The 26,278-nt window shown below is 47.0% G+C and carries 24 protein-coding genes; 6 read left to right on the top strand and 18 right to left on the bottom strand.

Annotation, left to right across the window (positions count from 1 at the left end):
• Positions 1–7: 7 nt before the first annotated feature.
• From GA0116948_RS00115 to GA0116948_RS00065, 11 genes are all read right to left on the bottom strand, one after another.
• Positions 8–925, bottom strand: coding sequence for a helix-turn-helix domain-containing protein (locus GA0116948_RS00115; protein ID WP_089707774.1), 918 nt, complete (start codon positions 923–925; stop codon positions 8–10).
• Positions 926–941: 16 nt separating this feature from the next.
• A complete protein-coding gene (locus GA0116948_RS00110) occupies positions 942–1,835 on the bottom strand; it encodes an SDR family oxidoreductase (RefSeq protein ID WP_089707772.1) in 894 nt (297 codons plus the stop codon).
• 119 nt (positions 1,836–1,954) lie between these two features.
• Positions 1,955–3,292, bottom strand: a complete 1,338-nt coding sequence (locus GA0116948_RS00105) for a sensor histidine kinase (RefSeq protein WP_240619097.1) — start codon at positions 3,290–3,292, stop codon at positions 1,955–1,957.
• Complete coding sequence (locus GA0116948_RS00100) at positions 3,273–4,646, bottom strand: sigma-54-dependent transcriptional regulator (protein ID WP_089707767.1); 1,374 nt, start codon at positions 4,644–4,646, stop codon at positions 3,273–3,275. The genes GA0116948_RS00105 and GA0116948_RS00100 overlap by 20 nt, the downstream gene beginning before the upstream one ends.
• Before the next feature lie 87 nt (positions 4,647–4,733).
• Positions 4,734–5,909: an ABC transporter permease gene (locus GA0116948_RS00095; protein ID WP_089707765.1), complete on the bottom strand. Its 1,176-nt coding sequence runs from the start codon at positions 5,907–5,909 to the stop codon at positions 4,734–4,736.
• A gap of 29 nt (positions 5,910–5,938) precedes the next feature.
• Positions 5,939–7,162 carry an ABC transporter permease gene (locus GA0116948_RS00090; protein WP_089707763.1) on the bottom strand — a complete coding sequence of 408 codons (1,224 nt, stop codon included), beginning with the start codon at positions 7,160–7,162 and terminating at the stop codon, positions 5,939–5,941.
• Positions 7,163–7,187: 25 nt separating this feature from the next.
• Positions 7,188–7,853: an ABC transporter ATP-binding protein gene (locus GA0116948_RS00085; protein WP_089707761.1), complete on the bottom strand. Its 666-nt coding sequence runs from the start codon at positions 7,851–7,853 to the stop codon at positions 7,188–7,190.
• 27 nt (positions 7,854–7,880) lie between these two features.
• A complete protein-coding gene (locus tag GA0116948_RS00080; protein WP_089707759.1) occupies positions 7,881–9,359 on the bottom strand; it encodes a TolC family protein in 1,479 nt (492 codons plus the stop codon).
• Positions 9,360–9,376: 17 nt separating this feature from the next.
• Entirely contained in the window at positions 9,377–10,624 is a 1,248-nt protein-coding gene (locus tag GA0116948_RS00075; protein WP_089707757.1) for an efflux RND transporter periplasmic adaptor subunit, read from the bottom strand.
• A 704-nt stretch (positions 10,625–11,328) separates the two neighbouring features.
• Positions 11,329–11,460, bottom strand: coding sequence for an alpha/beta hydrolase (locus GA0116948_RS21645; protein WP_205686003.1), 132 nt, complete (start codon positions 11,458–11,460; stop codon positions 11,329–11,331).
• 208 nt (positions 11,461–11,668) lie between these two features.
• A complete protein-coding gene (locus tag GA0116948_RS00065; protein ID WP_089707755.1) occupies positions 11,669–13,237 on the bottom strand; it encodes a hypothetical protein in 1,569 nt (522 codons plus the stop codon).
• A gap of 242 nt (positions 13,238–13,479) precedes the next feature.
• On the opposite strand from GA0116948_RS00065, the gene GA0116948_RS00060 reads away from it, so the two are divergent.
• The 3 genes from GA0116948_RS00060 to GA0116948_RS00050 all read left to right on the top strand — a co-directional run bounded on the left by GA0116948_RS00060 (position 13,480) and on the right by GA0116948_RS00050 (position 18,018).
• The gene (locus tag GA0116948_RS00060; protein ID WP_089707754.1) at positions 13,480–14,217 is read left to right on the top strand and encodes a GLPGLI family protein; all 738 of its coding nucleotides are present in this window, start codon (positions 13,480–13,482) and stop codon (positions 14,215–14,217) included.
• Positions 14,218–14,578: 361 nt separating this feature from the next.
• A complete protein-coding gene (locus tag GA0116948_RS00055; protein ID WP_165798299.1) occupies positions 14,579–15,325 on the top strand; it encodes a GLPGLI family protein in 747 nt (248 codons plus the stop codon).
• Between the two features lie 29 nt (positions 15,326–15,354).
• Positions 15,355–18,018 carry a TonB-dependent receptor gene (locus GA0116948_RS00050; RefSeq protein WP_089707749.1) on the top strand — a complete coding sequence of 888 codons (2,664 nt, stop codon included), beginning with the start codon at positions 15,355–15,357 and terminating at the stop codon, positions 18,016–18,018.
• 27 nt (positions 18,019–18,045) lie between these two features.
• Here GA0116948_RS00050 and GA0116948_RS00045 read toward each other — a convergent pair whose 3' ends face one another.
• The 3 genes from GA0116948_RS00045 to GA0116948_RS00035 form a co-directional block, all read right to left on the bottom strand.
• Entirely contained in the window at positions 18,046–19,035 is a 990-nt protein-coding gene (locus tag GA0116948_RS00045) for an NADP-dependent oxidoreductase (protein WP_089707747.1), read from the bottom strand.
• 99 nt (positions 19,036–19,134) lie between these two features.
• Positions 19,135–19,599, bottom strand: coding sequence for a hypothetical protein (locus GA0116948_RS20940; RefSeq protein WP_123891659.1), 465 nt, complete (start codon positions 19,597–19,599; stop codon positions 19,135–19,137).
• Between the two features lie 10 nt (positions 19,600–19,609).
• Positions 19,610–21,274, bottom strand: a complete 1,665-nt coding sequence (locus GA0116948_RS00035) for a hypothetical protein (RefSeq protein WP_089707744.1) — start codon at positions 21,272–21,274, stop codon at positions 19,610–19,612.
• Positions 21,275–21,947: 673 nt separating this feature from the next.
• On the opposite strand from GA0116948_RS00035, the gene GA0116948_RS21160 reads away from it, so the two are divergent.
• The 3 genes from GA0116948_RS21160 to GA0116948_RS00025 all read left to right on the top strand — a co-directional run bounded on the left by GA0116948_RS21160 (position 21,948) and on the right by GA0116948_RS00025 (position 23,441).
• On the top strand, positions 21,948–22,106 hold the full coding sequence (locus tag GA0116948_RS21160; RefSeq protein ID WP_165798298.1) for a hypothetical protein: 159 nt from the start codon (positions 21,948–21,950) through the stop codon (positions 22,104–22,106).
• Positions 22,107–22,406: 300 nt separating this feature from the next.
• A complete protein-coding gene (locus tag GA0116948_RS00030; RefSeq protein ID WP_123891658.1) occupies positions 22,407–23,039 on the top strand; it encodes a hypothetical protein in 633 nt (210 codons plus the stop codon).
• Positions 23,040–23,120: 81 nt separating this feature from the next.
• On the top strand, positions 23,121–23,441 hold the full coding sequence (locus GA0116948_RS00025; protein WP_123891657.1) for a hypothetical protein: 321 nt from the start codon (positions 23,121–23,123) through the stop codon (positions 23,439–23,441).
• Positions 23,442–23,458: 17 nt separating this feature from the next.
• On the opposite strand, the gene GA0116948_RS00020 is transcribed toward GA0116948_RS00025, so the two are convergent.
• The 4 genes from GA0116948_RS00020 to GA0116948_RS00005 are packed head-to-tail and all read right to left on the bottom strand — an operon-like array spanning position 23,459 to position 25,953.
• Positions 23,459–24,016, bottom strand: coding sequence for a bifunctional nuclease family protein (locus GA0116948_RS00020; protein ID WP_089707738.1), 558 nt, complete (start codon positions 24,014–24,016; stop codon positions 23,459–23,461).
• 14 nt (positions 24,017–24,030) lie between these two features.
• Positions 24,031–24,237, bottom strand: coding sequence for a hypothetical protein (locus tag GA0116948_RS00015; protein ID WP_089707736.1), 207 nt, complete (start codon positions 24,235–24,237; stop codon positions 24,031–24,033).
• Positions 24,234–24,911 (bottom strand): hypothetical protein, encoded by a 678-nt coding sequence (locus GA0116948_RS00010; RefSeq protein ID WP_089707734.1) that lies wholly within the window; start codon positions 24,909–24,911, stop codon positions 24,234–24,236. The genes GA0116948_RS00015 and GA0116948_RS00010 overlap by 4 nt, the downstream gene beginning before the upstream one ends.
• 10 nt (positions 24,912–24,921) lie before the next feature.
• Positions 24,922–25,953, bottom strand: a complete 1,032-nt coding sequence (locus tag GA0116948_RS00005) for an NHL repeat-containing protein (RefSeq protein ID WP_089707732.1) — start codon at positions 25,951–25,953, stop codon at positions 24,922–24,924.
• Between the last annotated feature and the right edge of the window lie 325 nt (positions 25,954–26,278).

Raw genomic sequence — 26,278 nt, 5'->3', positions numbered from 1 at the left:
TTTTCCCTTATTGAAACGACTTACGGAATGCCAGTGGGGTAAGGCTGGTCTTGGTCTTAAATAATTTACTGAAGGAAGCCAGATGCTCAAAGCCTAGTGCATAAGCAATATCACCCACCGGCAGTTGCGTGGTGGATAGTTTTTCCTTCGCCAGGGCTATCAGTTTATCATGCAGTAGTTGCTGGGTATTTTGGCCGGTTTGCGCCTTAAGCAGGCCACTTAAATAGTTGGGCGATACATGCAGCGACTTTGCGATAAACGATACCGTAGGCAGGCCTTGGGTGGCCAGTGCGCCACTTTGGAAATAATGATCTAACACTTCTTCCAGCCTGCTGAGCAGGGCGTGGCTGCTTACTTTGCGGGTTACAAACTGGCGTTGGTAAAAACGGTCTGCATAAGTAAATAGCAGTTCCAGCTGTGCAATGATCACCGGCTGGCTAAACCCATCGATATTGCCATGATATTCCTGGGATATATTTTTAGCGATACCGGTAAGGATGGTTTCTTCCTTGTCGGAAAGATGCAGCGCCTCATTGGCCGCATATCCAAAGTAATCGTACTGTTTAATCGTTTTGGCCAGGGATGTATTCCATAAAAAGTCCGGATGAAAAAAGATCATCCACCCGGACGGGTTATGTGGGAGGCTGTTGTCGATGCTGACGGTGAGTACCTGCCCCGGCGACATGAAATGTAATATGCCTTCCTCAAAATCATGCGGCTGCTGGCCATACTGCATTTTGAGGTGAAAATTCTTTTTCAGCGCAATGGAATAAAAGTCGAACACCCTGGAAAAAGTTCCTTCTTCCAGGGGTCGTTTCAATGTTTCCAGATCGATCACCGTAATCAGCGGATGCTCCGGTTTGGGTAAGTCTGCCAGGCGGTGAAATTCACTGATGCTTTTTATCCGGGTAGGTGGCAGTTGCATAAATACAAAGTAAAAACTATTTAAAATAAATACCGCTGTTCAGGTCTTCCAGCAGGCCGGGGTGGGTAGGCTTCCAGGAAAGGCGTTGCTGCGTAAGCTGGCTGGATGCCGGACAATCCAGCGATGCCATCATGGCAAACCAACCAAAGTGGTCCGCTGCTGCTGCTGGCGCGATAGATACGACCGGGAGGTTTAGCTGCCGCCCAATGATCTCGGCGATGGTTTTAAGGGTGATAGCTTCATCACCCACGGCATGGTATTTTGCTTTGGCCGTGCCCTGCTCCAGCGCCAACCGGAACAAGCGGGCTGCATCCAGCCGGTGTACAGCATTCCAGCGGTTTTCACCATCGCCTATATAAGCTGCCTTCCCTTTTTCCCGGGCAATGTTGATCAAAGTAGGTATAAACCCATGATGATCGCCTTCTCCATGTACCGATGGCGATAAGCGGATAGCCGCCGCCCGCACGCCTTGTGCTGCTACACGGTCGGCCGTACCTTCTGAAACACGGGGAAATTTATGGACATCTATTTCGCTGGGTATATCTTCTGTGGCCAATGCGCCCGGCCTTACCAGCGCGGTGCCGGAACTCACAATAAGGGGCTTGTTAGAGCCCGCCAGTACGGCGCCGATGGTTTCAATCGCTTTTTTATCTATTTCGCACACTTCTTTAAAGCGGGAAAAGTCATGTATAAAGCCGGCATGTATAACCCCATCTGCCGCCGCAGCACCACTGCGCAGGCTGTCCAGGTCTTCCAGATCACCGGGCTGCACATCAGCACCGGCTGCTTTCAGTTTCTCGGACGATGTGGCGGAACGCGACAATCCCACTACCTGGTGGCCTGCCTGTAATAAATCCTGTACGATGGCCGTACCAATAAAACCGGTAGCACCTGTTACAAATACTTTCATAACTACACTGTTTTTTTTATTATCACAAAGGTGGTCTGCAACGGCAACAAAAATTTAGCCGGATCTACGTTTCTTTTTGCCAAAATGCAGGAAGCAGCCGCTTAATCCCTACCAGCGGATCAATAACCGTGCTGCACCGTATGCGGGGTGCTTTCACTAAACTTTATCGTAAACGCCGTGCGGCCGGGGGCGGTTGTTTTAAGGGAGAAGGGGAAGCCGTGGTTCAGTAGAATTTCTTTGATAAGTGTAAGGCCAATGCCCTGCCCGTCTGGCTTGGTGCTGAAGAAAGGGGTAAACAACTGGGATGCCTGTTCTGGTGTGATGCCCTTGCCGGTATCCGTAATCACCAGGGTGCGCTGGCTACGGAGCAGGTGGATGGTGATAACGCCGCTTTGTGCGATGGATTCAATGGCGTTTTTTACAATATTAATCAGCACCTGTTCCATTTGCTGTGCATCGGCCAGGATAAAAAACGGGTCTTCCATATCCGTTTGTTGAAAAACTATGGCCTTTTCGCCCGCCTTTAACAACATAAGTTTTGTGACGGCGCTAAGTACTTCCCGCAGATCGATGGTTTTCTTTGCTGGTGGCGGTAGCCTTACCAGGTCTGCAAAGTTGCGGGTAAACAGGTTCAGGTTATTATTGCGTGCTATGGCTACTTCCAGCGCATGGTGCAGCGCCTGGTGGGCGGGCTGCTCCCACAGCGATGGTACCGATAGCGCAGATTGAAGGATGGAGTTTACCGGCCCTATGCTATTATTAACCTCGTGTGCCATCATGCGGATTACTTTGCCGTAGGTCTTTTTTTCGGTAGCCAGCATTTCAGCAGTTAGTTCTTCTATCATGATAAAATGCCGGGGAAATCCCTGGTCTATGAAATGCGACTTTTGCAGTTTATAAGTAGCCATTCCATGCAAGGTAATCGTGGCAGCTTCGCCGGAAGCAAGCTGTTGTACCCGTTCCAGCAAAGGGTGGGTGAATGTGCTGATGGGGGTACGCAGCAGTTGTTGCTCCGGTACTCCCAGCAGGAGCAGAGCTTTGGGATTTACCAGTTGTATCTGATCATCAAAATCTAAAATGATAATGCCGGTGGGAGAGGTGTGAATGAGCTTTTCCAGGAAAAGATGTTGTTGCTTATGTTTGGTGCGTTCTGTGCGCAGGGCGTCCATCATTTGGTTGTATACCGCAATGAGCTGGTCCATTTCATAATTACCCATCGGTAAAAACTTCACGGTAAAATCACGATCCTTCATGGCATCAATACCCTGCATGAGTAATTTCAGTGGCTGTATCAGTTGCCGGAATAGCTGCCAGGAAAGCACCGCCGTGAGGAGTATTACTGCTTCTGCGGCGATGAAGAGGAGTTTGTTTTGCCGGAAAATAAAATAAGATAATACCAGGGCGGTAATATGCAGCAGGCTGATAAACAGCAGGTATTTAGTCCTGAGTTTCATCATACGGTATGTGGTATTTTTCCAGCCGCCGGTACAGCGAGCTGCGGGTGATGCCCAGCGCCGCTGCGGCTTTGGCTATTTTATGGTGATGAAACGCCAGTGCCTTGCGAATCATCATCGCCTCCAGTTCGTCCAGGGTAATGGTACCCACTTCGGGCAGTTGCAGTTGCCCCTTTTTTACCGCAGAGAGGGCCAGTTGCGCACTAAAATCGCTGGTGTCGAGCAGGTCTTTGCGACTCATCAACACCGATCGTTCTATGAGGTTTTTTAACTGGCGGATATTGCCCGGCAGGGGTAGTTGTGCCATCCATTTTAAGGCGGCGGGCGTAACGCCCAGTTGCGGGCGGTGGTAGATGGTTTGCAGGTTTTGTATAAAGAAGTTTACCAGCAGCGGTATATCGCCCGGCCTTTCCCGCAGGGCGGGCAAATGAATGGTGATCAGGTTGATGCGGTAAAACAAATCTTCGCGGAAGTTGCCTTGTTGTACCATGTCTTCCAGCTTGCGGTTGGTAGCGCATACCACGCGAATGTCTGCCGTGCGGGTGCGGCTGCTACCCAGCACTTCATAAGTTCTGTCCTGCAATACCCGCAGCAGTTTTACCTGGCTGCTGGTATCCAGTTCGCCTATTTCATCGAGGAAGATGGTGCCTTTGTTGGCCATTTCAAAGCGGCCCATTCTATCGGTACGGGCGTCGGTAAATGCGCCACGCACGTGGCCAAACATCTCACTTTCAAACAGGGAGGTGGAGATGCCGCCCAGGTTTACTTTCACAAAAGGTTTATGCTGGCGCAGGCTGTTTTGGTGAATGGCTTCTGCAATCAATTCCTTGCCGGTGCCACTCTCGCCGGTTATCAGCACCGGCGCATCTGTAGGTGCAATACGGCCTATGGTCTCCAGGATGTCCAGCAGGCGCGGATCCTGGCCTATGATGTGGCTTAGCTGGTATTGCTGGTCCAGTTGCTGCCGGGTGGAATGGCGGGGCTGGTTTTCCTGCAAATGCAAGAGGGTTTTAACAGATTGCAGCAAGTGATCATTGATCCAGGGCTTATTGATAAAATCACTGGCGCCCAGTTTCATGCCTTCCACCGCCAGCGCTATCGTACCCCAGCCGGTAATGAGGATGACCGGCACTGCACTGTTCACCTGTTTTATATCGCGCAGCAGTTGCATGCCTTCCCGGCCCGAGGTAGCGATGGTAAAATTAAGATCCAAGATGACCAGCGATATGGGTTGTGCTGCCAGTATATACAGGGCCTCCGCCGGCGTGGCCGCCGCGGTGGCTGGCAACTTTTCGTTTTGTAAAAGGAGCAACAGCGAGGTTCTTACTGCAATATCGTCGTCAATAATCAGGATCATAATCAGGAGAATGCTAGCAAGTTAATCATTTTAAAAAGATAGATCCGCCTTCCCGTTGGTGTTGCGGATGCTGCCACTGCCGCTTGCTTAATCTTCATGCAGGGCTACGGCCGGGTAAATAGCGGCGGCCTGTTTGCCCGGATAAAGCGAGCATACCAGTACCAGCACATAAATAAACACGATGGCAAACAATAATCCCCATAAATAAGTGGTGGCGGCCAAGTCGAACACGTGCAGCAGTGGAAACTGGATGGCAAAGAAAACGCCGACCAGCAATGCCAGGGTAGCCAGCAGCAGCGATTCGGCGACCAACTGCCAGGCGATCGATGACCCGGTGGCACCCACGGCGCGGCGTAATCCTATTTCTCCCCGCCGCTTGTTGATGTTGTACCACAGCACCCCAAACAATCCAAGCGCCACATTGATGATGAGGAAGCCGCATACCACGGCCAATATGATCATGGGCAGCAGCGCAAAATTATTGGCGCTGTTTCTTTTTTCGTCCAGGTGCTCAATTTGTATGTTGGCATTCTTCATGGTATTGGCCATGAGTTTGTACAACCTGCCTTCCAGGGCGGCATCTGCGCCTGGCGCTACCCGGACCAGCGCCCTGCTGAGCGAACGTATGGAACCCGTATCGGGCGCACTGAACATGGCTTTGCCTGTGAGGGAATAATCGTTGTTAAATTTGGGGTCCTGCACCACGCCAATGATCTGCTGCTGGTTGTCGTCGCCCACGAGCTGCCCGATGGCCGGCCCGTTTCCAAATAACTCTTCTCTTAATGTCTGGTCTATCACCAAAGGTGTTTTGCGGGCTGCGGCATCGGCAGGCGAAAACCATTGCCCTTCCAGCAGTTGCAGTTGCAGGGTGGGCAGGTAACTGTTTTCCACAATGTAGCTGTTCACGCTACGGAGCTGCCGTTTTTGATATTGCAGACCGTTCATTTGCATGTTGTTGGAATAAGGCGTATTACTACTTACAAAAGCCACGCTTACTACCTGTGGCATAGCCTGAATGGCGTTGCGCAGCGATTCATAGAACTGGTGCAGGGAGTCGCTATCGTGGATGTTGAAATTATTGGTATAAGTGGCCACCCATACCTGCTGGTAGTCAAAGCCCCTGGGTGTTTTATAGTTACGGTAGTAAAATACCAGCAGGGTAAATACGGCAAACAGTACGATGAACGAAATCAATACTTCTGTGAGCAACAGGAAGTTTTGTTTCTTTTTATTCCAGATCAGTATAAATAAATGCTTGAACATAACAGCTGGTTATAAGATGAATAATTTTATCAGGCCTTCAGGGCCGTCACCACATGCATGCGCGACATGCGCCAGGCCGGGTATACGCCAGACAGCAGGCCAAATACCAGGCAGATAAGAAGGCCAATGCCCAATACCGTGAAATTGAGGACCAGGTGGAGGTTGGCAACCAGGTGGGCATGATTGAAGCTGTAGAGGATAATGGCAGATAACACCACCCCTATCACACCGCCCAGCAGGGTGAGTAGCAGGTTCTCGATAATAAACTGCTGCACCAGAGTGGAAGAGGAGGCGCCAAAGGCCTTGCGCACGCCTATTTCGGAAGACCGTTCCAGGATGCGGGTTACATTAATATTCACCAGGTTTAAGGTGGGCAGCAACATCACCAGCAAGGTGAAAATGCTGATAGCCAGTAAAACTCTATTCATGCCCGAACGCTTTTCATCGCCGGTGGCTACATAGGCTTGCATATAAGGAAGGGCATGACTATATAGATGGTCGTATTCTTTGGAAGGCAGGGGCAGCCGGGCAATGATGGCTTCGTATTCCTGCTGTATCTTGGGTACGGCTGCTTTACTATTGGCCAGTAATATGCCGGTATAGTTACCCAGGTAGCCCTTGCCGGTATAGTCTGTTTTGGAAACGGTATAAGGCAGGTAAATATCGCTGTATAATAGGTAATTGGTAATGGGTATGCTTTTCACCACGCCAGATATACGGTACTTAACATTATCGGCCTCTATGTATTGCCCTGTTACCAGTGGGGTATTGCCAAAGTAGGCTTTCTTCATGTATTCCGATATCACCGTTACCCGCTCGCCTGCGGCCACCTGTTGGGCGGTGTAGGGCTTTCCTTCCAGGAAGTCGTAATCGAGTACCTGCCAGTAATCGGCATTGGTGTATTTATAGTTCACCTCAATTTTACGGTTATTGAGGTAGGTATTGGTGCCTTTGTAAGGCGTGGCGATGGCTATTTGTACCGGGGTTGCCATACTGCGTACATAATGATCCAACATATAAAAAGAAACATTGCTGGAGTTCATAGACTGGGGCCCAGTGAGCTCCATGTTGCGGATGTATAACAGGCGGTCGCGCTTTTTATCGGGGTACTTGTTGCCCACCAGGCTGGTGATAAATGCGGTAAGTACCAGCATAATGGTAAGCGTAAAGCTGATGCCGAAAAGACTGATAAAGGTGAAAAACTTTCTGCGCCGCAGTACGGCAATGGCTATTTTAAAGTAATTGAGCAGCATGCGTTGTAGATTAAAGCGTGATGATTTATTGCACCTGTGTTCCGTCAAATAGTCTTACCAGGCGATGTGTTTTGCGGGCCATGATTTCATCGTGGGTTACCATGATGATGGTGGTGCCTTCTGTTTTGTTCAGGGTAAGCAGTATGTCCATGATCTCGTGGCCCATGGCGCTATCCAGGTTGCCGGTAGGTTCATCGGCCAGTATAATTTCCGGCTGGCCTACAATGGCGCGGGCTATGGCTACGCGTTGTTTTTGTCCGCCCGATAATTGGGTGGGAAAATGCCGGATACGGTTACTCAATCCTACTTTCTCTAACGCAGCGGTAGCCAGCAGCCGGCGTTCCTTCGCGGCGCTATGGCGGTACAATAGCGGCAGTTCTACATTGTCCAACACCTTCAGGTCGTTGATGAGGTGATAGCTCTGAAAAATGAAACCGATCTTTTTATTCCGGAAATGTGCCAGTTGTTTATCGTTCAGGTGTTGGGTGGGCTGGTCGGCTATCTGTACCTGGCCACGGGTGGGGGTGTCCAGCAGGCCCATAATATTGAGCAGCGTACTTTTGCCACAGCCGGAAGGGCCCATGATGGATAGGAATTCGCCTTTGGCAATATCGAGGCTAATGCTGTTCAGCGCCAGCGTTTCTATGGTATCTGTCCGGTATACTTTTTCTATGTTGGTCAGCGAGATCATGGTGAGCAGTTAAGGTGAAGTAATATATTAATTTAAGACGGTCGTTTGCCGGTAAGTAATCTTTTCATTTTTCTCAAAATCGTAGAGCGACAGGTAACGAAGCTGGTAGTAAGCCCCCCAGAAGTCGCGCAGGGCGGCAATGTAATCCCGCTTGGCCTGGTCTTTTTCCTGGAAGGCAATGCTTAGATCGGTAATGCTCAGATTGCCCAGCACATAGCGGTCTTTGGCGATCTGGTATTTTTCGGACGCAATGCTATCTGCCCCGGCGGTGAGTACCAACTGGTCTTTCATCATGTCGAACAGGGTAACCTGTGTTACAATTTGCTGGGTAAAGGTTTGCTTGGCCTGCTCTACCGCATAGGCGGTAAATTCAAGGTTGGCCTCCGCCGTTTTAGTTCTTGATTTGGAACGTCCCCAATCCAGTATGGGAATGGAAAACGTGAGCTGCACCTCCTGCTGATCCTGTGGATGCTGGTACACCGTGGGGATGGTAGCCGCACTTTTGGAATAACCCAGTTGGGCCGTGAGCGCAGCATTCAGCCCATTGTCGCCACGGGCTTTGGCAATATCTCTCCGGGCCTCTGCCATGCGGCGCACAAAGGCTATGGCATCGCTACGGTTAGCATAGGCTTCGGAGAGTACTTTGTCCGGCGGCGCTTGCATTTGCACAATGTTGGTAGGCAGCAGCAAGCTTATTTTTTCCTGTCCCTGCAAGCCGGTATAGGAGCTAAGGTTTAGCGTAGCAATTTCCATATCGCGGCGGGCAATGCCTACTGCTTTTTTTGATTTCAACAGTTCCAGTTGCAATTGCAGTATTTCGTTTTTGGATATTTTGCCCAGGCTAAATTTCTCATGGGCGATGTCCAGTATTTTGAGGGTATTGGTAAGATTGGTCTCCGCAATTTGCAGATTCACCTGGGCCAGTAACAGGTCGAAGAAATAACCATTGGCGGTGATGGCAATCTGCTCCATCGATTCTATAAATTCCTGTTTGCTCTCGCGGTATTTTAAGGGTTCTATTTTTTTATCCCACTTCAGGGCATTGAACTGCCACAGCGGTTGGCTGTACCCAATGCCCAAAGGGGTACTGTTATACAGCGTTGTTTTCCGGTCAAAGTCGTCATAACGCTGTAGCTGGGTGGTGCCAAACACGGTGGCACCGGTAGCGGATATGGTCTGACTGAATGACAAGTCCAGTGTAGAGTTATTATTGTGTACAGACTGGAATAAAATAGTACCATCGGGCTGCTGCACCTGCGTAAAGGTTTTGTTATAACCCGGCAGGGTACCGTTCAGCGCTAATTGCGGCTGGTAGTTCGACAGGTAGGTACGGTATTGCCAATACTTCGTTTTTTGCGTAGTAACCGCCTGCCGGGCCGCGATAGATTTATCCTTCGCCATGCTCACTACCTGCTGTAAGGTAAGCGTGAGCGTATCGGTGGATTGCGCCCGGAGGAACTGGCTTATCAGCAAACAACCGCAAAAATATATGGTACGTATAAGCATAAATAGTGTGGCGGCGTTTATGGCGTCAGCGTAAGGGTTTGTGCATTTTTATAATTGCTCATGTCATTGGTGATCACTACGTCGCCGGGTTTTACATGGTCTTTGAGTTCCACGTAATCGAAATTACTCATGCCAATATGCACGGCTACCCGTTCGGCTTTTTGGTGGCGGATAATGAAAATGTCCTGCGTGGCGGCTCCCCGGAAAGCAGGGCCGTTGGCTACGCGCAGCACATTGTTTTGCGCAGCGGTGACCAGGTATACATCTACTTTCAGGTTAGGATGCAGCAGCGGGTGATTGCGTTCATTGAGTTGCACATCAAAAGTGATGATGCCATTCTGCACCGCGGGTTGTATGTTGATCACAGTGCCCCGTATCTGCAACTCGTTCATGCGCACAATGGCCGCCATGCCCTTGTGCAGCTGGTCCAGATAGTTGTCAGAAATACTGCCCTGCACTTTAAAGCTGTTGAGGTCTGCAATGCGTGCCAGCGCATCGCCCTCATGGATCACCGCACCGATGTTGCGGTTTATCCAGGTAATAACGCCATCTCGACTGGCTACAACATTGGCCTGTTGCAGTTTCCGTTGCAGTTCCTGTAATTCATTATCCTGGATGGCGGCGGCTATTTCCGCTTCCCGCATCTCCACCTGCATGGTTTGCTGCTTGCTTTTGATTTCATTTTCCAGTTGCAGTTTTTCCAGGCGGGCCACTTTCAGGTTTAGCTCCGCTTTCTCAATATCCTCCCGGGTACCCCCGCCGGCCTTGTACAGGCGGCGGGCGTTTTCTACATCTGCCTCCAGGCTGTTGATCTGTAGTTGCTTGATGTCGTTGTTGGACTTGATATCATAAAAACTCTTGTCCAACTGAAGCCGTAGTTTTTTAATGTCGTTGCGTTTAGACTCCAACTGGAACTTTAGTTTTTCGTAACTGGTTTGCGTAGCAGATTTATCCAGGGTCAACAGCGATTCACCGGCTTTTACGGTACTGCCTGCGTTCAGCGCTACCTGCTGCACCGAAGCATTGATAGGACTTGTAATAACTTCTTCAAATTCCGGCAGCACCTCGCCGGTAGCGGTGAGGGTATTTTCTATATTGCCTTTTTCTACCACCGCCGTGGTGATCACAGACCGGCTAATGGAGGACGACACCGCATACCGCAGCAGCCATACGCCTGCCCCCAGTAGCAACAGTACCGCGCCGCCGGTGATCAGCCATTTGTAGGTGGTGCGTTTTCTTACGCTTGCCGCAATAACCGTGTCCATAAGGGTGTTTAGGACGGTGAGTTTACAAGCCGGGTGCCAAAGGCAAATTGTTGATAATAAGATGTTTGCGTGGATTTGTAGTGCGAAATTTGTCCGGTTCCGGACAAAGTGTTTGGTATTGGGAATGTAGTGGTTTTCCGGCTTGGGCCGGGAGTTGCATCCGCGGATTTCTTTTTTTGCATTCGATACGATCCCTTCTATGCTTCGAGGTTATCAAACCCGCTATGGTGGCTCAGAGTCATCATGGCTTTTTCTGGGGTCTCGAAGGGATAGGGGCGAATGATGTACGAGGTCATCCCCCTGTCCCCATTAAAGGGGGACTAAATGCATGGTAGCCACCATGGTGAATTTTATGGATTCCAAGGTATAGTACTGACTGGTGTGCAAATCCTGCATTTGCTTACGCTCATTTGCTAATTCATTGGATTTGGCTTGGATGAATATGCCTTATTAAATGAGGCATTGCAATTGTGCAAAGACAAATAGTTACTGTGAAGGATTTTTACGGAGAGTTAAATCACACTGTGCAGTAGTAATTATCCAATGTTTATTTTCTACGCTTACACATTACAGCGGAAGGCTGTGCAATAATTGTTTACAACATAAGATGCTGCAAAAGGGGCATAGAGGTTTGATTATGGTAATTTATACCGATCCAACAGAAGTGTTCACACGCTGTGGATGGGATCATCTGTTTGGCAAAACTAAGACGCCTTTACGTTGGCTAAGAATTTAAGTAACTGTTCGCTCACCTGTGCTGCCGCTTCATGTTGTACCCAGTGACCCACATTTTCTATTTCCAGGCTGCCCAAAAGATGGGGAAGGCCTGCTTTCATTTTCTCAACGGGTGGATAAAGCACCCCTAATCCATCTGCCTTTCCCTAAAGCTCCACTATTTCATCTGCCAATAAATAACAATAGCGTGATGGCTTACCGGAAGATTGCCCTGGAAAAGGAGGTGTTGTGAATGAATGGGAAACCATCAGCGTTACGGTATGACTCCAGCGCCAACCTCATTATTGGGGGCGTCCTTATTAAAATATCCTATCGTTTGGAATAATGAAAGCTATTGGTATCGGCTTTTACGGCGGCTAATTGTTTGTTGAAAACCGTAATGGCTTTCGAAAACAACGCTTCCGAAATATTATCTTTCCGTACGCCCACCAAATACAATTTATAATTTTTACTGAAGTGCGCTCTTGCAAGCATCATGCTCAAGTTGGGGCTGGCAGCTTCCATGCTTTGCAATAAAGATTTATTTTTATAAACAGGTATGCCGGTAGAAAATTCAAACGGTTTGGAGCCGGAACCGTGGATAGTATCTATCACTGCACGATCTTTTGATACATCAATATCGGGATCGATTGATAAAAGATACAGCCAGGTATCTGTTGAGTCGCCATAATTGAATACACTCTTCTGAAGCCATGCTACATCATTCGCTTTGCGTTCGATCGCAATTTTATACGCGAAACTATCGGGGTGTGCAATAAATTTTTTGATGGAATCAAACATTAATGAATGTTGTAGTACAGGTACATTATCCAAAATAGCTGCATCCCCAGTATTTATATCGGGCATCAAATGCACCGAAACAACAGAATCATTGGTATAAAGATATACCGGACCCAACACGTTCGTCATGCTATCGATCATTTTTCTAGCATCCTGTATGCTTTGATCATACTGCTGTTCGCTGTTCTGGAGTATATTTCTTACTTCATCATCTTTATGCTTTTTTATATAATCTGTTCCGCAGTTTTTTAAAGCCAACAACAATACTATAATGGAGCCGGCTGGGATGGCCACCCATTGGGGTTTTAGATTTCGCTTCTGCGCTCCTGCTAATGATTGATGCAATGTTGGACTAATAGGTTGACCAATTGGAGCGGTATTTATGTTTTTTATGGGCGATGACTTCGTGTCTGCTGCTGCTTGATTGAAAAGTACATCTTGTCGTGTACTCGTTTTATTAATTAATGCATTGGTAAAAGCAACTAATGTCTGCGCATCTTGCTTACTGGTAGTAATATTGTTTTGAAAAGAGGCTGCCCAGGTAATCTTTTGGCCATTCCGGAGTTTTAGTTGTAACGCAGGTGTACTATAAAGCCAGGGTGATTTTGCAGATACAATATCGGCGTAATATATTTTACCAAATCTTGCAGAATTTATGTGGTCGTCTTCCAGCGTAATAGTATCGGCATCTTTTATTTTCTTGAAAAATAAAAAAAAAGCCAGGGCCATTGGAGTTAGTATAATCAACAGAAACCAGCCAATAGGTGCATTATTACTAAGGAAAGCGATAAATGGAATTCCTATAAGCCCCAAGAACAAATACCAAATAGCTTTTACCTGTTGAAATTTGAAAGAAAAGGTTTCCATATAAGATATATTGTTGTCTGGGTAAAATAAGTAGCTAAACAAAAAGGGGGCGATTAACCCCAATAGTTTGATTTTTATGTGGTAACAAGCAAATGATACACTCAGGCAAAGATAAAAAATTTCCGGACAGCCGCTTTTATCACCAATATGGCAGGTGATCCCATAGATATTTGCCAAAGGAGTAGTATGTAGTTTTGTGAAATAAGAATAGGAGGAGATAAGGGCTAGCATATGCCAGGGCAATAGAATTAAGAATTGTTATCTAGTTTTTTTGGGTTTCCCTTAACAAATTATATTTTATTTTAGATGGGTAGTATTATTTAACCCCGTGCTAAATTACCCAACATGAATACACGCATCCAATAGACCTGCTGGTAAACGCCTGCCTTGCGAACAAATGATGCATGGTTTAGGTGGGTGCCAATGGCTGTAGCTATCATATTCATTCTCCTATTGCTTTAATTACTGCACGCATGAGATACCTGTTATTACTTACTGTTTTGCCTATGCTGCACTGGCCTGTAGCCCAAGCACAATCGCTCCGGGCGCAATACGCCATTGTATCCACCATAGATGTAGGCCCCGCAGGCGGAGACTCCCCCATGCAATCTATTTCCTTCACGGGTTATTTGTACAAAAAAGGCAGCCGCTATATTTATTTTGAAAAACCGGAGTATTTGAAAGATCGTCCTGATGGACAGTTTGTCGCGAATACTACTGCGAACACCGGGTATTCTTTTAACCTAAATACAGATACTATTCAAAGCATCTATTATAGTGACTTTGATAGCCTTATTTACCGGTACCGGATAGATCAATTGTCTACCCTGCCCAACCGGGTGCAAAATTTTAATCCCAATTATTATCACTGGGATTTTTTAACAGATACCAAAGAGATCAATGGCTTGCACTGTCAAAAAGCTACCTTAACATTACGCGGCAACCTGCAATGGGTGTTGTGGTTTTGTCCTGATATTCCTATGCAAGCGGGTATAGGAAATATCAAGGGGGTACCTGGCCTGATCGTGGAAGCAGAACGGATGTCCGACCATAAGCACTACACGCTGGATAGCTACGATGCAAATGCCGTGGTGCCAGACAGTATATTCTGGCCGAAAGAATTTAACGAACCCTTTAGCAAACCACCCGCATTACGGAGTGGTAAGGAAAACGATCGCATCAGTAAAAAACAAGAACTATTAAAACAATAGCCAATACGCTTTTTCTGGCCCTGCTGTTGATGTTGTACCGGAAAGGGTATGCCCAGGGGCTACCTGTTATCGTGACAGCCCTGGCGTGGGAGTGTTCGACTGTTATGCGAAGGTGTATGGATATAATGGTCCTTTATGAAAAAACATTACCCGGTTCTTTTGGATTTTCCTTAACAAATTATATTTTATTTTAGATGGGCAGTATTATTAAACCCCGTGCTTAAATTACCCAACATGCAAAAACGTATGCAATACACGTGCTCGTAAAAGCTGGTCTTGCCAATAAATGATGCATAGACCAGGCGAACGCCAATGGCCGTTACCAAATATTTATCCTCCCATTGCTTTAATAACCGCACATATGAGATACCTGCTATTACTCACTGTTTTGTTTGTCTTGCATGCTCCTACAGCTAATGCGCAATCACTACAAGCGGAATATACCGTTACTTTCACGATAAAAATGGACCTCGATGGAGGAGACGTTCACCGGGAATCCATTACTCTTAAAGGTTTTTTATACAGAAAAGGGAACCGCTATATTTATTTTGAAAGGCCTGCATACCTGAATAAATATCCTGATGGTGCTATAAGCGTTAGTCCCAATCCATATCATACTTACTCTTTTTCTTTAAATACAGACACTATTCAAAGCATTAATTATTACGACTTTGATAGCCTTGTTTACCGGCGTAGGGTAGACCAGTTGTCTACTCTGCCCAACCGGATACAAAATTTTGATCCCAATTATTATCAGTGGGTTTTTCTAACGGATACCAAGGAGATCAATGGCTTGCACTGTCAAAAGGCTACCTTAACCTTACATGGAATACCTCAATGGGAGCTTTGGTTTTGTCCAGATATTCCCATGCAGGCGGGTGTCGAGAATATCATGGGTGTACCCGGCCTGGTCGTGGATGCAGAAAGTATACCCGATCACCGGCATTACACGCTGGATAGCTACGATACGAATGGAGTTGTGCAGGACAGCCTATTCTGGCCACAAGAATTTAACCAGCCATTTGACAAACGGTCTGATTTATATAGAGGTACTGTAAATGATCGCCCCAGCCGCCCCAGCAAAAAACAAGAACTATTAAAACAATAGCCAATACGCTTTTTCTGGCCCTGCTGTTGATGCTGTACCGGAAAGGGTATGCCCAGGGGCTACCCGTTATCGTGAAGGGGGAGATACTCGACAGCGCCGGCGTAGGGGTGTCCGACTGTTATGTGAAGGTGTATGGAACCTCTTCCCGCATGATATACGGTTATTTTAATACCGGCGATAAAAATACGTTTGAACAGTCGCTCACCTTGCCATCGCCCGATACCCTTAATTTTCAGATCACCCACCTGGGTTATGCCCCCCTAGTGGTGAGGGCCTTTGTGAGTGCGCAGTTAAAAATCGTTACGGTTAGTGCGGTCATGAAGTATCAACCCCGTGGTTTACATCCCGTGGAGGTGAAGGCGCCACCGGTGTGGAAAAGAGGCGATACTACCTTTTTTAAGGCAGATTATTTTAAGGATGGAGATGAGCGCAAGTTAAAAGACCTGATCACCAAAGTGCCCGGATTTGAAATAATGGACGATGGTAGATTGCTGTATAATCACCGGGAGATAAAAAAGATCCGCATGGATGGAGAAGAGCTTTTCGGCGATAAAATAAAATTGTTACTGAACAGCTTCCCGGTTCATGTGATCAATACTTTACAAGCCATCGAAAACCAAAATGATCAGCCGCTATTGGCGGGTATGGGCGGGGGCAGAAATACCGTGTTAAACCTGGGCCTTAAAAAAGATAAATTACACACCGTGTTTGGCGATGCGGAGGCAGGCGTGGGTACTGCGCACCGCTACAGCGTAAGTCCTGTTTTGTTTTCCCTGCTCCAGAAAGCAAAGGTGGGTTACATTGGTAATTTTAATAGCATTGGCGAAGGGATAGGTTGGGAGGAGGAACGTGAATTTAAACAGGCAGATGAAACCATCGCCCAAAACCTGATGATCAGTAATCACCCTTTACAAACCATTCCCGGATTTGAGAACCGGTGGTACATTCAAAATCGCCAATGGGATAACCGCCTACAGGTGAACCTGCCGGTTAATAAAAAACTACGGAGTGAAACGGAATTAAATTTTCTCAAAGATAACCAGCAACAACGCAGTTATAATAATGCGAAGATTTTAACGGGTAGTACCTATTTCAGCCGCCTGGATAGCAACCGCATCACTTACCGCCCATCGCTGTTGGCGGTGCGGCAAACCTTTATCTATCACCCGGACAGTTCCCGCGAACTTAACGTGAGCGGCCACCTGTTTATCGATCGTACCGGCGGAGGCCAGTTCAGTAGCTATACAGATACAACGCGCAGTTTTGTGCGCAATCAACTGGACAACAATTGGACGAGCGGGTCGGCAAGCCTGCTTTATACGCACCGGATTTCCAAGACCAAGGCCGCTATTTTGCAGGTGAATTATAATAAAGAAAAACTAGGCCAATATGGCCAGGGATGGTCGCCAAACTGGAACCAGGTTTTTGGCGTGGAAAACGGGCACTTCGATTTGCTCAGCCAGCAGGGTAGCCCCACCTATCAAACCATAACGGCCAACTGGAAATATTACAATCATAATAAGGGATGGCCTTTTGATATGTCGATTAACTATGTGAGGACTTCCCTTCACCTGGCCAACCAGTTGAAACTCACCGATACCGCAAACGCCACCAACACGCTTATGCCACCAGGGTTTAGTAATGCCGGTGATTATACGATTAATAATCTCCATGTAGTGCTGGAAAAAAATATATCATTATGGGGAAAAAAAGCCACCAGGTTTAAAACTGATTATGGCTTTTCCCATGCCACCACCCGGGAACCTGACTTGAGTGATCGGTTTACGGTACCAGAATACTATTTTGATGTAAGTCAGCCATTTAGCTTTGGGGATGGATATAATGGTGAGATCAATGGAACCCTGTATCAAAGGCAATTAGCGCCCTATCAATTGCAAAGGGCCATCTATCCAAGCTCCCTCACTTCATTTAGGCAGTGGAGTGGTGTAAACCGCCCACAACGTTCGTTTACAATGAATTCAAATTTTTTTAAACAGTGGCATAAAAGCGAGGTGTCCAGTACGTTGTATCTGTATTATATGCATAATTTCACCAGTATAGCCAGCTTCCAAACGTTGAAAGATTTTGTAGCCATCCAGCAAGACAGCCTCATGAACCGGGGATCCGATCAATTGGGCATTTCCACTTCCCATATCATCCCATCGTTATTCCTGCATGCGGTGATAAATATTACCGGGCAGTACAACAAGGGTGCTAATCTGATTATCGGCGACGATCATCAGATTTATAAAAACAAGCTTTCCAGCTACGGTGTAACGCTTTCCCTGAAAAGGAACTGGCATAAGGTGTACTTTATTAAACTATCCAGCCAGGGCTTGTATGGCCGGAATAAAATAGAAGGCCTGGCATCTGCCAATATTGCCCCGGATATTTGTAATATAAAATCCACCCTGGAGCAGCGCCTGCAAGTGAACAAGCAATTGAGTTTTACCTACACTACCAGTTATTACAACAACAACCTGTTTACCCCGCAGGCCAAATCTTTTTTGTTTATGGACGCCATGGTGAACTATAAATTTAATAAAGCCCCGGTGTCTGTAGCAATTAAGGCAGATAACCTTGCCAATGTAAAATACTTTTCCAGTTTCAACAATTACGCGACCTTGCAAAACTTCTATAGCGTTCCCCTGGTGCGCCGGAATGTTTTTGTGAGCGTGCGGATGGAGTTCTAAGCAAGTGGGTGCAACTGCTGGGTAACATTATATTTCTACCAGCATCTTCCCTTCATTTTGCCCGGAAAATAAACCGATAAATGCCGTGGGCAGTTGCTCAAAACCTTTGATAATAGTTTCCCGGTAATGAATTTTATCTTCGTTTATCCATTGCCGTAATTGTTCCCGGCCTTCCTTAAAGCGGTCTTTATAATCGCCGATCAAAAAGCCCTGTAGCAGTAATTTTTTAGCCATGATAATTGGCAGCAACCGGGGGCCCATGGCCACTTCCTGGTCATTGTAATTGGCGATGGAACCCGATACCACCACGCGCCCGTAATTATTCATGTGGGCAAATACCGCATCCGATATAAAGCCGCCCACATTATCAAAATAGAGGTCTATGCCTTCGGGGCATAACTGGCCTAAGGCGGCTGCTATGTTGGGCGTTGTTTTATAATTAATCGCCGCATCCATACCTAGGCTGGTGATGAAGGCTGCTTTTTCATCACTGCCTACAATGCCTATCACCTTGCTGCCGTATATTTTCCCGATCTGGCCGGCAATGCTGCCCACTGCGCCCGCAGCGCCCGATACCACCATCGTTTGCCCCGGCTTCGGGAAGCCGATAGTTTGCAGGAAGAAATAAGCAGACAGGCCGGTAGAACCCAGTACACTCAGGTAGGTACTCAGGGGCAGGTTTTGTGGATCTAATATTTCCAGGCCGTTGGCACTACACACCTGCCGGTCGCGCCATTCCATATAGCCCATCACGATATCGCCCGGTTTAAAATCTTTATGTGCAGTGGCCGTTACCGCAGCAAGGCCCCGGGAGATCATCACATCGCCAGGATGAATGTTAGGTGGATGGCCACCGGCCATCGCCGCGCGCAGATAAGGATCTACGGAAATATACAAGGCCTGTAGCGCCAATTGCCCTTCGGTTAACGGTGGCAGGGTTGTTTCCGCTATGCTAAAATCATTGGCTTGGGGGAGGCCCTGGGGCTTAGCTGCCAGCCGGATTAATTTACTTTTCATTTTATGTATGGTTTAGTTGAATGCCAGGTGTTTACATTTCTAGCTGGAAAAATTGGCAGCGGATGATAAGTGCGCCTGATATGCGCGAAGGTCATCCCTTCAAAGGGGGGCCAATGCAGCGCAGCCACCATGGATAGTTTGATCGTATCGAACGGATGGAAGCGGATGGTGTGCGAAAACGTTATAGTGAAGAAGATGGAAGCAGATAGTATGCAAAGCATTTAGCGGCCTTATGAAAATGGCGTCAAGAAATTTACGCAGTGGAGCGTAAAGCGGCAAACGGGCCGAGGGTAGTACAGCAGCCCAAGCGCACAATCGCCCAATAAAAATCCCGCCGCTCAATAGTAAGCTTCGTTTGCCGTAGCGAAGCGCAGTAAATTTTAACCATTTTCCGCAGCCGCCAGGTGCTTTTTGTTTCTTTTTGCACCAGCAAAAAGAAAGCCCCCGCGGCAGCGGAATGCCACTCCCGGCGCAAGCCGGATGACCCACAAAATTTGCGTGTAGAAAATGCGGCAAAATAACATCAAAACACCCAGATAAAAACCCCCACAAGATAATCTTCATAACCCCTATTTTACTTACCTGAAAGCTCAAGGATGTATTTGACCAATAAATTATTGAAATACACATGCCTTGATGTTGTAGCATTAATGGCTGCCTTTAAGATACTGGTGGTATAATGCTTATGCAGGATGGCTACGCAGGCCTGTATATTTTCGAACTCATCTTCATAATCCACGTCCATTAGATCCGATCTGATCAACAATTGGCGAAGAAACGCTTGCTTGTCTGCCAGGATCATTTTTTCGGCATATTGGGCAATGAGCTGGTAGGAGCAATAACTATCCAGGTAATCGATCATTTTTTTATGCTTTTGCTCTTCCTCCATGAGGCGGAAAGCAAAGGCCACTGCATGTTGATTATAGGTAGCTTTTCTGGCCCGCGCTAATATTTTACTCCGCCAGTTTTTTCGCTGCTCCTCGTCTGGTAATTGTGCGTTTATGAACAGATAGTCTTCAAAATTATACGTGAGCGGGAATAGCGTCATTAACACCGTTGCCAGTTTCGGGTCGTTCTTCTCTTGGCGGTAAATGTCGCGCAGTAGTTCCAGGTAAGGTATGCTATATTCCTCCTTGACATTTACTTTTATTTGCTGTTCGCAATATTGCTCCGCCAGCGGTAGTTGGCCTAGGTCGATTAATCCGGTAATAAGCTGCAGGTTGTATTTATTGTTATAATAAATAGGCTTAAAACGGGAATAACAGGTGTTGAATAAACCCGTGTTCATGGTCATATTCAACAGCATCTCGGTGTAGGCTTCCCCGTTGTAATATTTATGGAGGTTCATGTTCGTGTACTGTTTTAACAGGGCTTTTACATGCCATTGCTTCCTGGCGGCACTGGCCTGCAGGAGCAGTTTTTCGTGAAAGAACAAATAGCTTTTCCGTAAGCCGTACTGCTGATAGATCGTGTGGTTGGTAAAATAGCTGGTGGCGGTGTGCCAGGCTTCATCGTCCTGTAGGGCATCTAATGCGGTAATGAGGTCGGCAAATTGTTTTTCGAGATACTTATCAAACCGGTTACTGGTAGTAATGATCTCTCCTTGTGTGTCCTCCACGGCGGCTATGATGGCATTGAAAAGCAGGAACAAGGTTTCATCCGTCAGGTGTGCGCGATATTGGGCTACAAAGGATGCGTGGATATCGATCCATAGTTCCACGATCTTTTTTACTTCGCTGGTGTCGGCCTTTTTGCGGTTTTTTAAAACGGCTTTTACCGCGGCTTGGGTAAGTTGCTTTATATCGGCAGGCGTATGTTCTTTTTGCTGTTGGGTAAACTGGTGTACGAAGGCCAGTTCAAGGTCTTTATTTTTTCCCAGCAATGTTTTTATCCAGGCGCGCAGTTCATCTACCCCTACCTGATCCACTAAAGATTCCAGTTGAAGTGTTTTCTTTTTTTGGGAGGATGATGGCAGGCTGCTTCCTTTTTTCAGGTGGAGTAACAGGGCAACCTTGTGATGGCAAACAGGCTGTTTGCGCTTACAGTCGCAACTGTGGGCGGTTACTATATTTTTATCACCCAGGGTAATGGACACGTCAAAACTTTCGGCTTGCTCATCCACATAAGCCTGGAAATGTCCTTTCTCCAGCTCATCGCATTCTCTTACGGTGCATTTCCCTGCCTTCGTTATAATTGCTTTGGGAAGCACTGTCTTTACATTATTGAGTGAAAGTTCCATATGCCTATCGCTGTTAAAAATTGATTTACAAGATAGGCACAACGGTATGATTTGCCTAATTTGTTACCCCCCCCCCCGCATGACGCGGGTTGTATCGCCGTGGAAGAACAAGGCCTGCAACAACTGAGTGCTTATGCCCATGAATTAATAAAAAAAACTAAAGTAATGCAGGCACCTTGCAAACGACGGATGTTCTTAAATGTTATCCACCTGATTTAGTTCGTCGAAGCGTGTTTGTTTGCTCCCTGCCCCTTCCAAGGGGGAACTTATGCATCGGAGCCACCATGGTGGATTTGAAAGCCTAGAAGATAGCTGCTGATGGTATGCGAAGACTTTGCAGTTTAGCAAGATGGAAGCAGATGGTATGAGAAGACTTTGCGGCCTTAGGAAAATGGCGTTTAAAAATTTACGCAGTAGAGCGTTAAGCGGCAAACGGGCCGAGGGTGGTACAAGAGCCCATGCGCACCATCGCAAAATAGAAATCCCACCGCTAAATAGTAAGCTCGTTTGCCGTAGCGGAACGCAGTAAATTTTAGCCATTTTCCGCAGCCGCCAGGTGCTTTTTGTTTCTTTTTGCACCAGCAAAAAGAAAGCCCCCGCGGCAGCGGAACATCTCCCGGCGCACGCCGGATTCCCACAAAAAATATGCGCGGAGAAGAATTGCAGATCAACGGTGCTGAGCCTGGACTATGCACAACTTGGCTTAGGCAATGCCCGACCCTTGCCACAGTATTATATTCCCTTTAAACCCGTTCAACTGTCTTTTAGTATCCGGCCTTATAATCCGGTATGGGAAGACCCGGCCATCATCGAGAGAGAGGCGGTGGAATAGGGGGTATTGTGCATGCACAACCGGTGAACGGACAGGGTAGCCAGTTGTGCAGGAAAATGGATGTGTGTAAAGATTACCCCCCCTTCCCCATGGCCGGGGATGACCCGCGCAACAATTTAAAAAGCATGAGCAGCCTGTAAATACAAAACAGCCCTCCGGTGTAGCACGGGTGGGCTGTTTTTTTAGGAGTAAATTATGGAATACTTACTGGCTTTGTATCTTATAGCTGGCATCCGGTAAGTAACTTTATGCAACAGGCTTGTACCGGAGGCTGTATTTGTTTTCCCTAAAAACAAAAGAATGAAGTGTAAACATCTCTTATTGCTGGCAACTTTTCTAGGGTTATTGCTGCCAGCCTGCCAGACTAAAAAGGCCATTCCTGTCCGGCAAATACAACTAAGCCCCACTGTGGCTGGGATAGTGCAAGCTATGGTAGCCTACGCAAAAGTGGATGATATTGCCATAGGAGAAGATGGTTATACGTCACCCCAATGGTATCGTTTTGAAGCCCTTTGTAAAGCGGCCACCCGGCAGGAACTGCATGATCTGGTAAATGATGATCATCCGGTGCTGAGTTGTTATGCCTTCCGCGCTTTAGCCAATCGCCTCGACAGCGCTGTGTTTCCAATACTGTTGGCGCATCTGCATGATACCGCAAAGGTTTCTACCCAATCGGGCTGCATTGTTATGGAAGATTTCGTGGGGGATTTTTTTATAAGGACCGTTACACAAAAGCATCTAGTCTCACCTTCCTACATGCTGAATGAGGTGCAACATCACGTACTGGATAGCATACTGCTGTATGACAAACAAATGGTTTTGAATGCAAAAGATGGATTGCTCTCGAGCATGAAACCCAATCCCACCTACTACGCCCGGATAAAAGAAATAGCCGTAAAACAACACAATGAGGTGGCGCTGTTGGCGCTTTAACGTTATAGAAATCCGGCAGACCTGGATATTATCAATGCGGCCCTGGACAATACCGGTGAGTTATATTATCCCTTATATGCCGTGCGGGAATTTCCATCGGAGCAGTTTTATCCAAAACTGTTGCAGTTATTTGAAAGGGAGTGGGCTAAAGAGTCGTACGACTATCCACTATGGCGCATATTGTACCAGGCGCTCGCGCAATATCCTCATCCGCAAACCAAGGTTTTGTTTGAAAGAACCTTGCTTGCATCGGATACTTTCCGGCGGGAAATGCTGGGGGCAGCCTTATACATGGCTTTAAAGAAATATCCCAATGCTGGGTTCCAGGAGATTAAAAATAAAATAAGGTTACCCGACTATCTGCGGCAGGAGGCTGACTATCAGTTGAAAATTGAACAATAACCTTGCTGCTGCCCCACCTATTTCTTTTTCCTTCGTTCTATCATATCCCGGATACGGGCCGCGCTTTCATAGTCCTCTTTTTTGAGGAGATCTTCCAGCAGGTCTTCCAGGGCTTCGCTGCTGTAGTGAGCCAGCGATCCTTTTAATAAACTCAGCCTTTTCTCGCTTTCTGCCACCGAGGCTTCCTGTAATACAAAGTCGTACATGCTTACCGGGCTATCGAACCGTATGCCTATGGCAATGGCATCGGAGGCCCTGGCGTCTATTTTTATTTCCGTACCATCGCTGCGCAGCAACACCAGCCAGGCATGAAATACATTATCTGCCAGGTCATAGATCACCACTTCCTGCACGGTAGCATCCAGGCTGGCAATGGTGTTTTTAAAGAGGTCGTAAGTCAGTGGGCGTTGTATCTTCATCCGTTCAAAATATACTGCGATGGATTGCGCCTCAAACGTACCGATGATAATGGGTACCCGCACCTTAGACAACGGTTCTTCCAGTATCAATGCATAATTGCCGGGCGATGATTCGCTGGCACAGAGGGCTACAATGTTTAGTTCTTTCTTGTCCATCCGGTAATTATTTTTTAAGTGAGGATGAAACGGCACAGCGCATTCAAATCGTTGAAGGGTGCAATCACCAGGTCTTCCTCCTTTAGCTTATACAAGCCATTGCTTTCAATGACGATGGTATAATTATTCTGTACCGATACTGCTTGTCCGTTATCTTCCACTATTGTTATTTGGTAGAAGGCCAGTGCGTCCAGCAAATCTGTCTTGGCTTCCTGATTCATGCAGCAAGGTTGTGATAGATTACATAAAAGCCATACACCAGGCACAGGCCCGAAGATAACAATACCATGCTATTTCTGAGTAAGGGAATATTGATCACCTTTTTGGAAAAAGGAATACTAAACAAAGCCGCCGCCAGCAACATACCCGCCACGGAGCCCATGCCGAAAAGGAATAAATAAAAAATACCGGATTGCGGGGTGGAAAACTGCGTCATGGCCAGCACTACCAGCGCACCACTCCCGGCCAGGCCATGCACCAGGCCTATGCCGTAAGAGGCTTTATGCAAGTTTTTCTGTGTTGCCTCCAGCGGCATATGTACATGCACAAGATGATTGGCGCCGGAATGCTCGTGTTCATGGCGATGCACCGATATTTCGCCCTTGCGGAAAAGTTTTGACAGCCGGTAGATGGCTACACTTACCAGCATAAGGCCTACCGCCGCTTCAAAGTAAGAAAAGGTGGGTGCTGCAATATTTATTTTAAATACGAGCATTAGTAGCCCAATCATCAATATAGTAGAGGTATGTCCCAGCCCCCACAACATCCCGTCTTTCAATGCCGGCATCACACGGCTCCGCTGCGATACGATGGTAGATACCGCCAGTAGGTGGTCGGCTTCAAATGCATGGGTAAGGCCGGCATACATGATAACAAGTAAGGGTACGGTATGCATACGTTCACATTTATAGTTCGTAAAATAGTATCCGGTGATTGCCGGTATCTGCCACAATTAATTGCGTGTCCAGGCAGGTAACGGAAAATGGCCAGTACATTTCATTGACCAGGGGTGTTTTCAAACTCAGGCTGCTTTCACCATTGGTAGAAAAATTAAGCTGTCCCACCAGTTTCTCCGCCGGCGCATTATTTGCCTCCGGCAAGACCGGCCAGTATAATACCCGGCTATTGCCCGTATCTGCCACCCAAATGCCTTGCTGATAAAAACAACAGTCATAGCACCAGTTCAATGTATGGGCAGCCGGTAATAGCTGGTATTGATTTTGGCCGTTGTGTTCAAAATCTTCCTGGCCAATAATTATATCCGCCGGTTGGGTAAAGGCGGTTGTTTTGTCTTTCCATATCAACACCCGGTAGTACTGGGTGTCAGTAATGGCCAGGGCATTGCCCGCACTCAGTTTTACGGAATAAGGCCATATCGCATTCCGGCTATCAGATTCCCGCTCGTTCATGTTTAACTGACCAATCACCTGGTCGGCGGCCGCAAAATGAGTCGTTGGGATGTTGGCGTAGTACAATACCCGCCGGTTGCCAGTATCGGCAATCCATAACGATTGCCCATCACTTACCACGCCGTAACACCAATATAAACTTTGCGCGGTGGGCGGTGTGGAGAGGCCTGTTATGTTAGGCAGATTGCTTTCCATATCTGGTTGCCCTACCACTACATCGGCAGGCTGTCCATTCTCGGTGGGAAGCTGCAACCATATTAATACGCGGTGGTTCCAGGCATCGGCCACGATGAGACGCTGCCCATCCGTCCACACCCCCGAAGGATACTGTAAAGAACGGGCAGTTACCTGTTTTCCCGTATTACGACTGGTCCCCAAAAAATCATCTTGCCCCAATACCACCTCCGGCTCTTTCTCCTCCCGGTAAGAAAAGTTCTTCCAAATAAACACCCGGTTCTGCCCCGTATCACTTACCACCAGCACACCTCCCGCCGCCGCCACGCCCCGTGGCGCCAATAAAAGTTTCATTTAATTATGAATTATGAATTATGAATTATGAATTGCCTATTGTTTGTTGTTTGTTTTGAGTTGTGATTGTTATTACGCGTTATCATTCTGAATTATAGTTACTAATTATAAATAGGAGAATGGTTATAAATTATAGTCAATTGTCATAGTAAAAATTATAATCCGAATAAAGAAAATGAGCTATCATAAACGAGTCATGAAAAAACCACGCGCCACTATGTCCACAAAAAAATTCATAATTCATAATTCATAATTCATAATTCATAATTCATAATTCATAATTCATAATTCATAATTCATAATTCATAATTCATAATTCATAATT

Source organism: Chitinophaga costaii (assembly GCF_900094705.1).
Classification (GTDB): Bacteria; Bacteroidota; Bacteroidia; order Chitinophagales; family Chitinophagaceae; genus Chitinophaga; species Chitinophaga costaii.
Note: the sequence above shows the minus strand (reverse complement) of the source record. Positions and strands in the feature narration are given on the sequence as shown.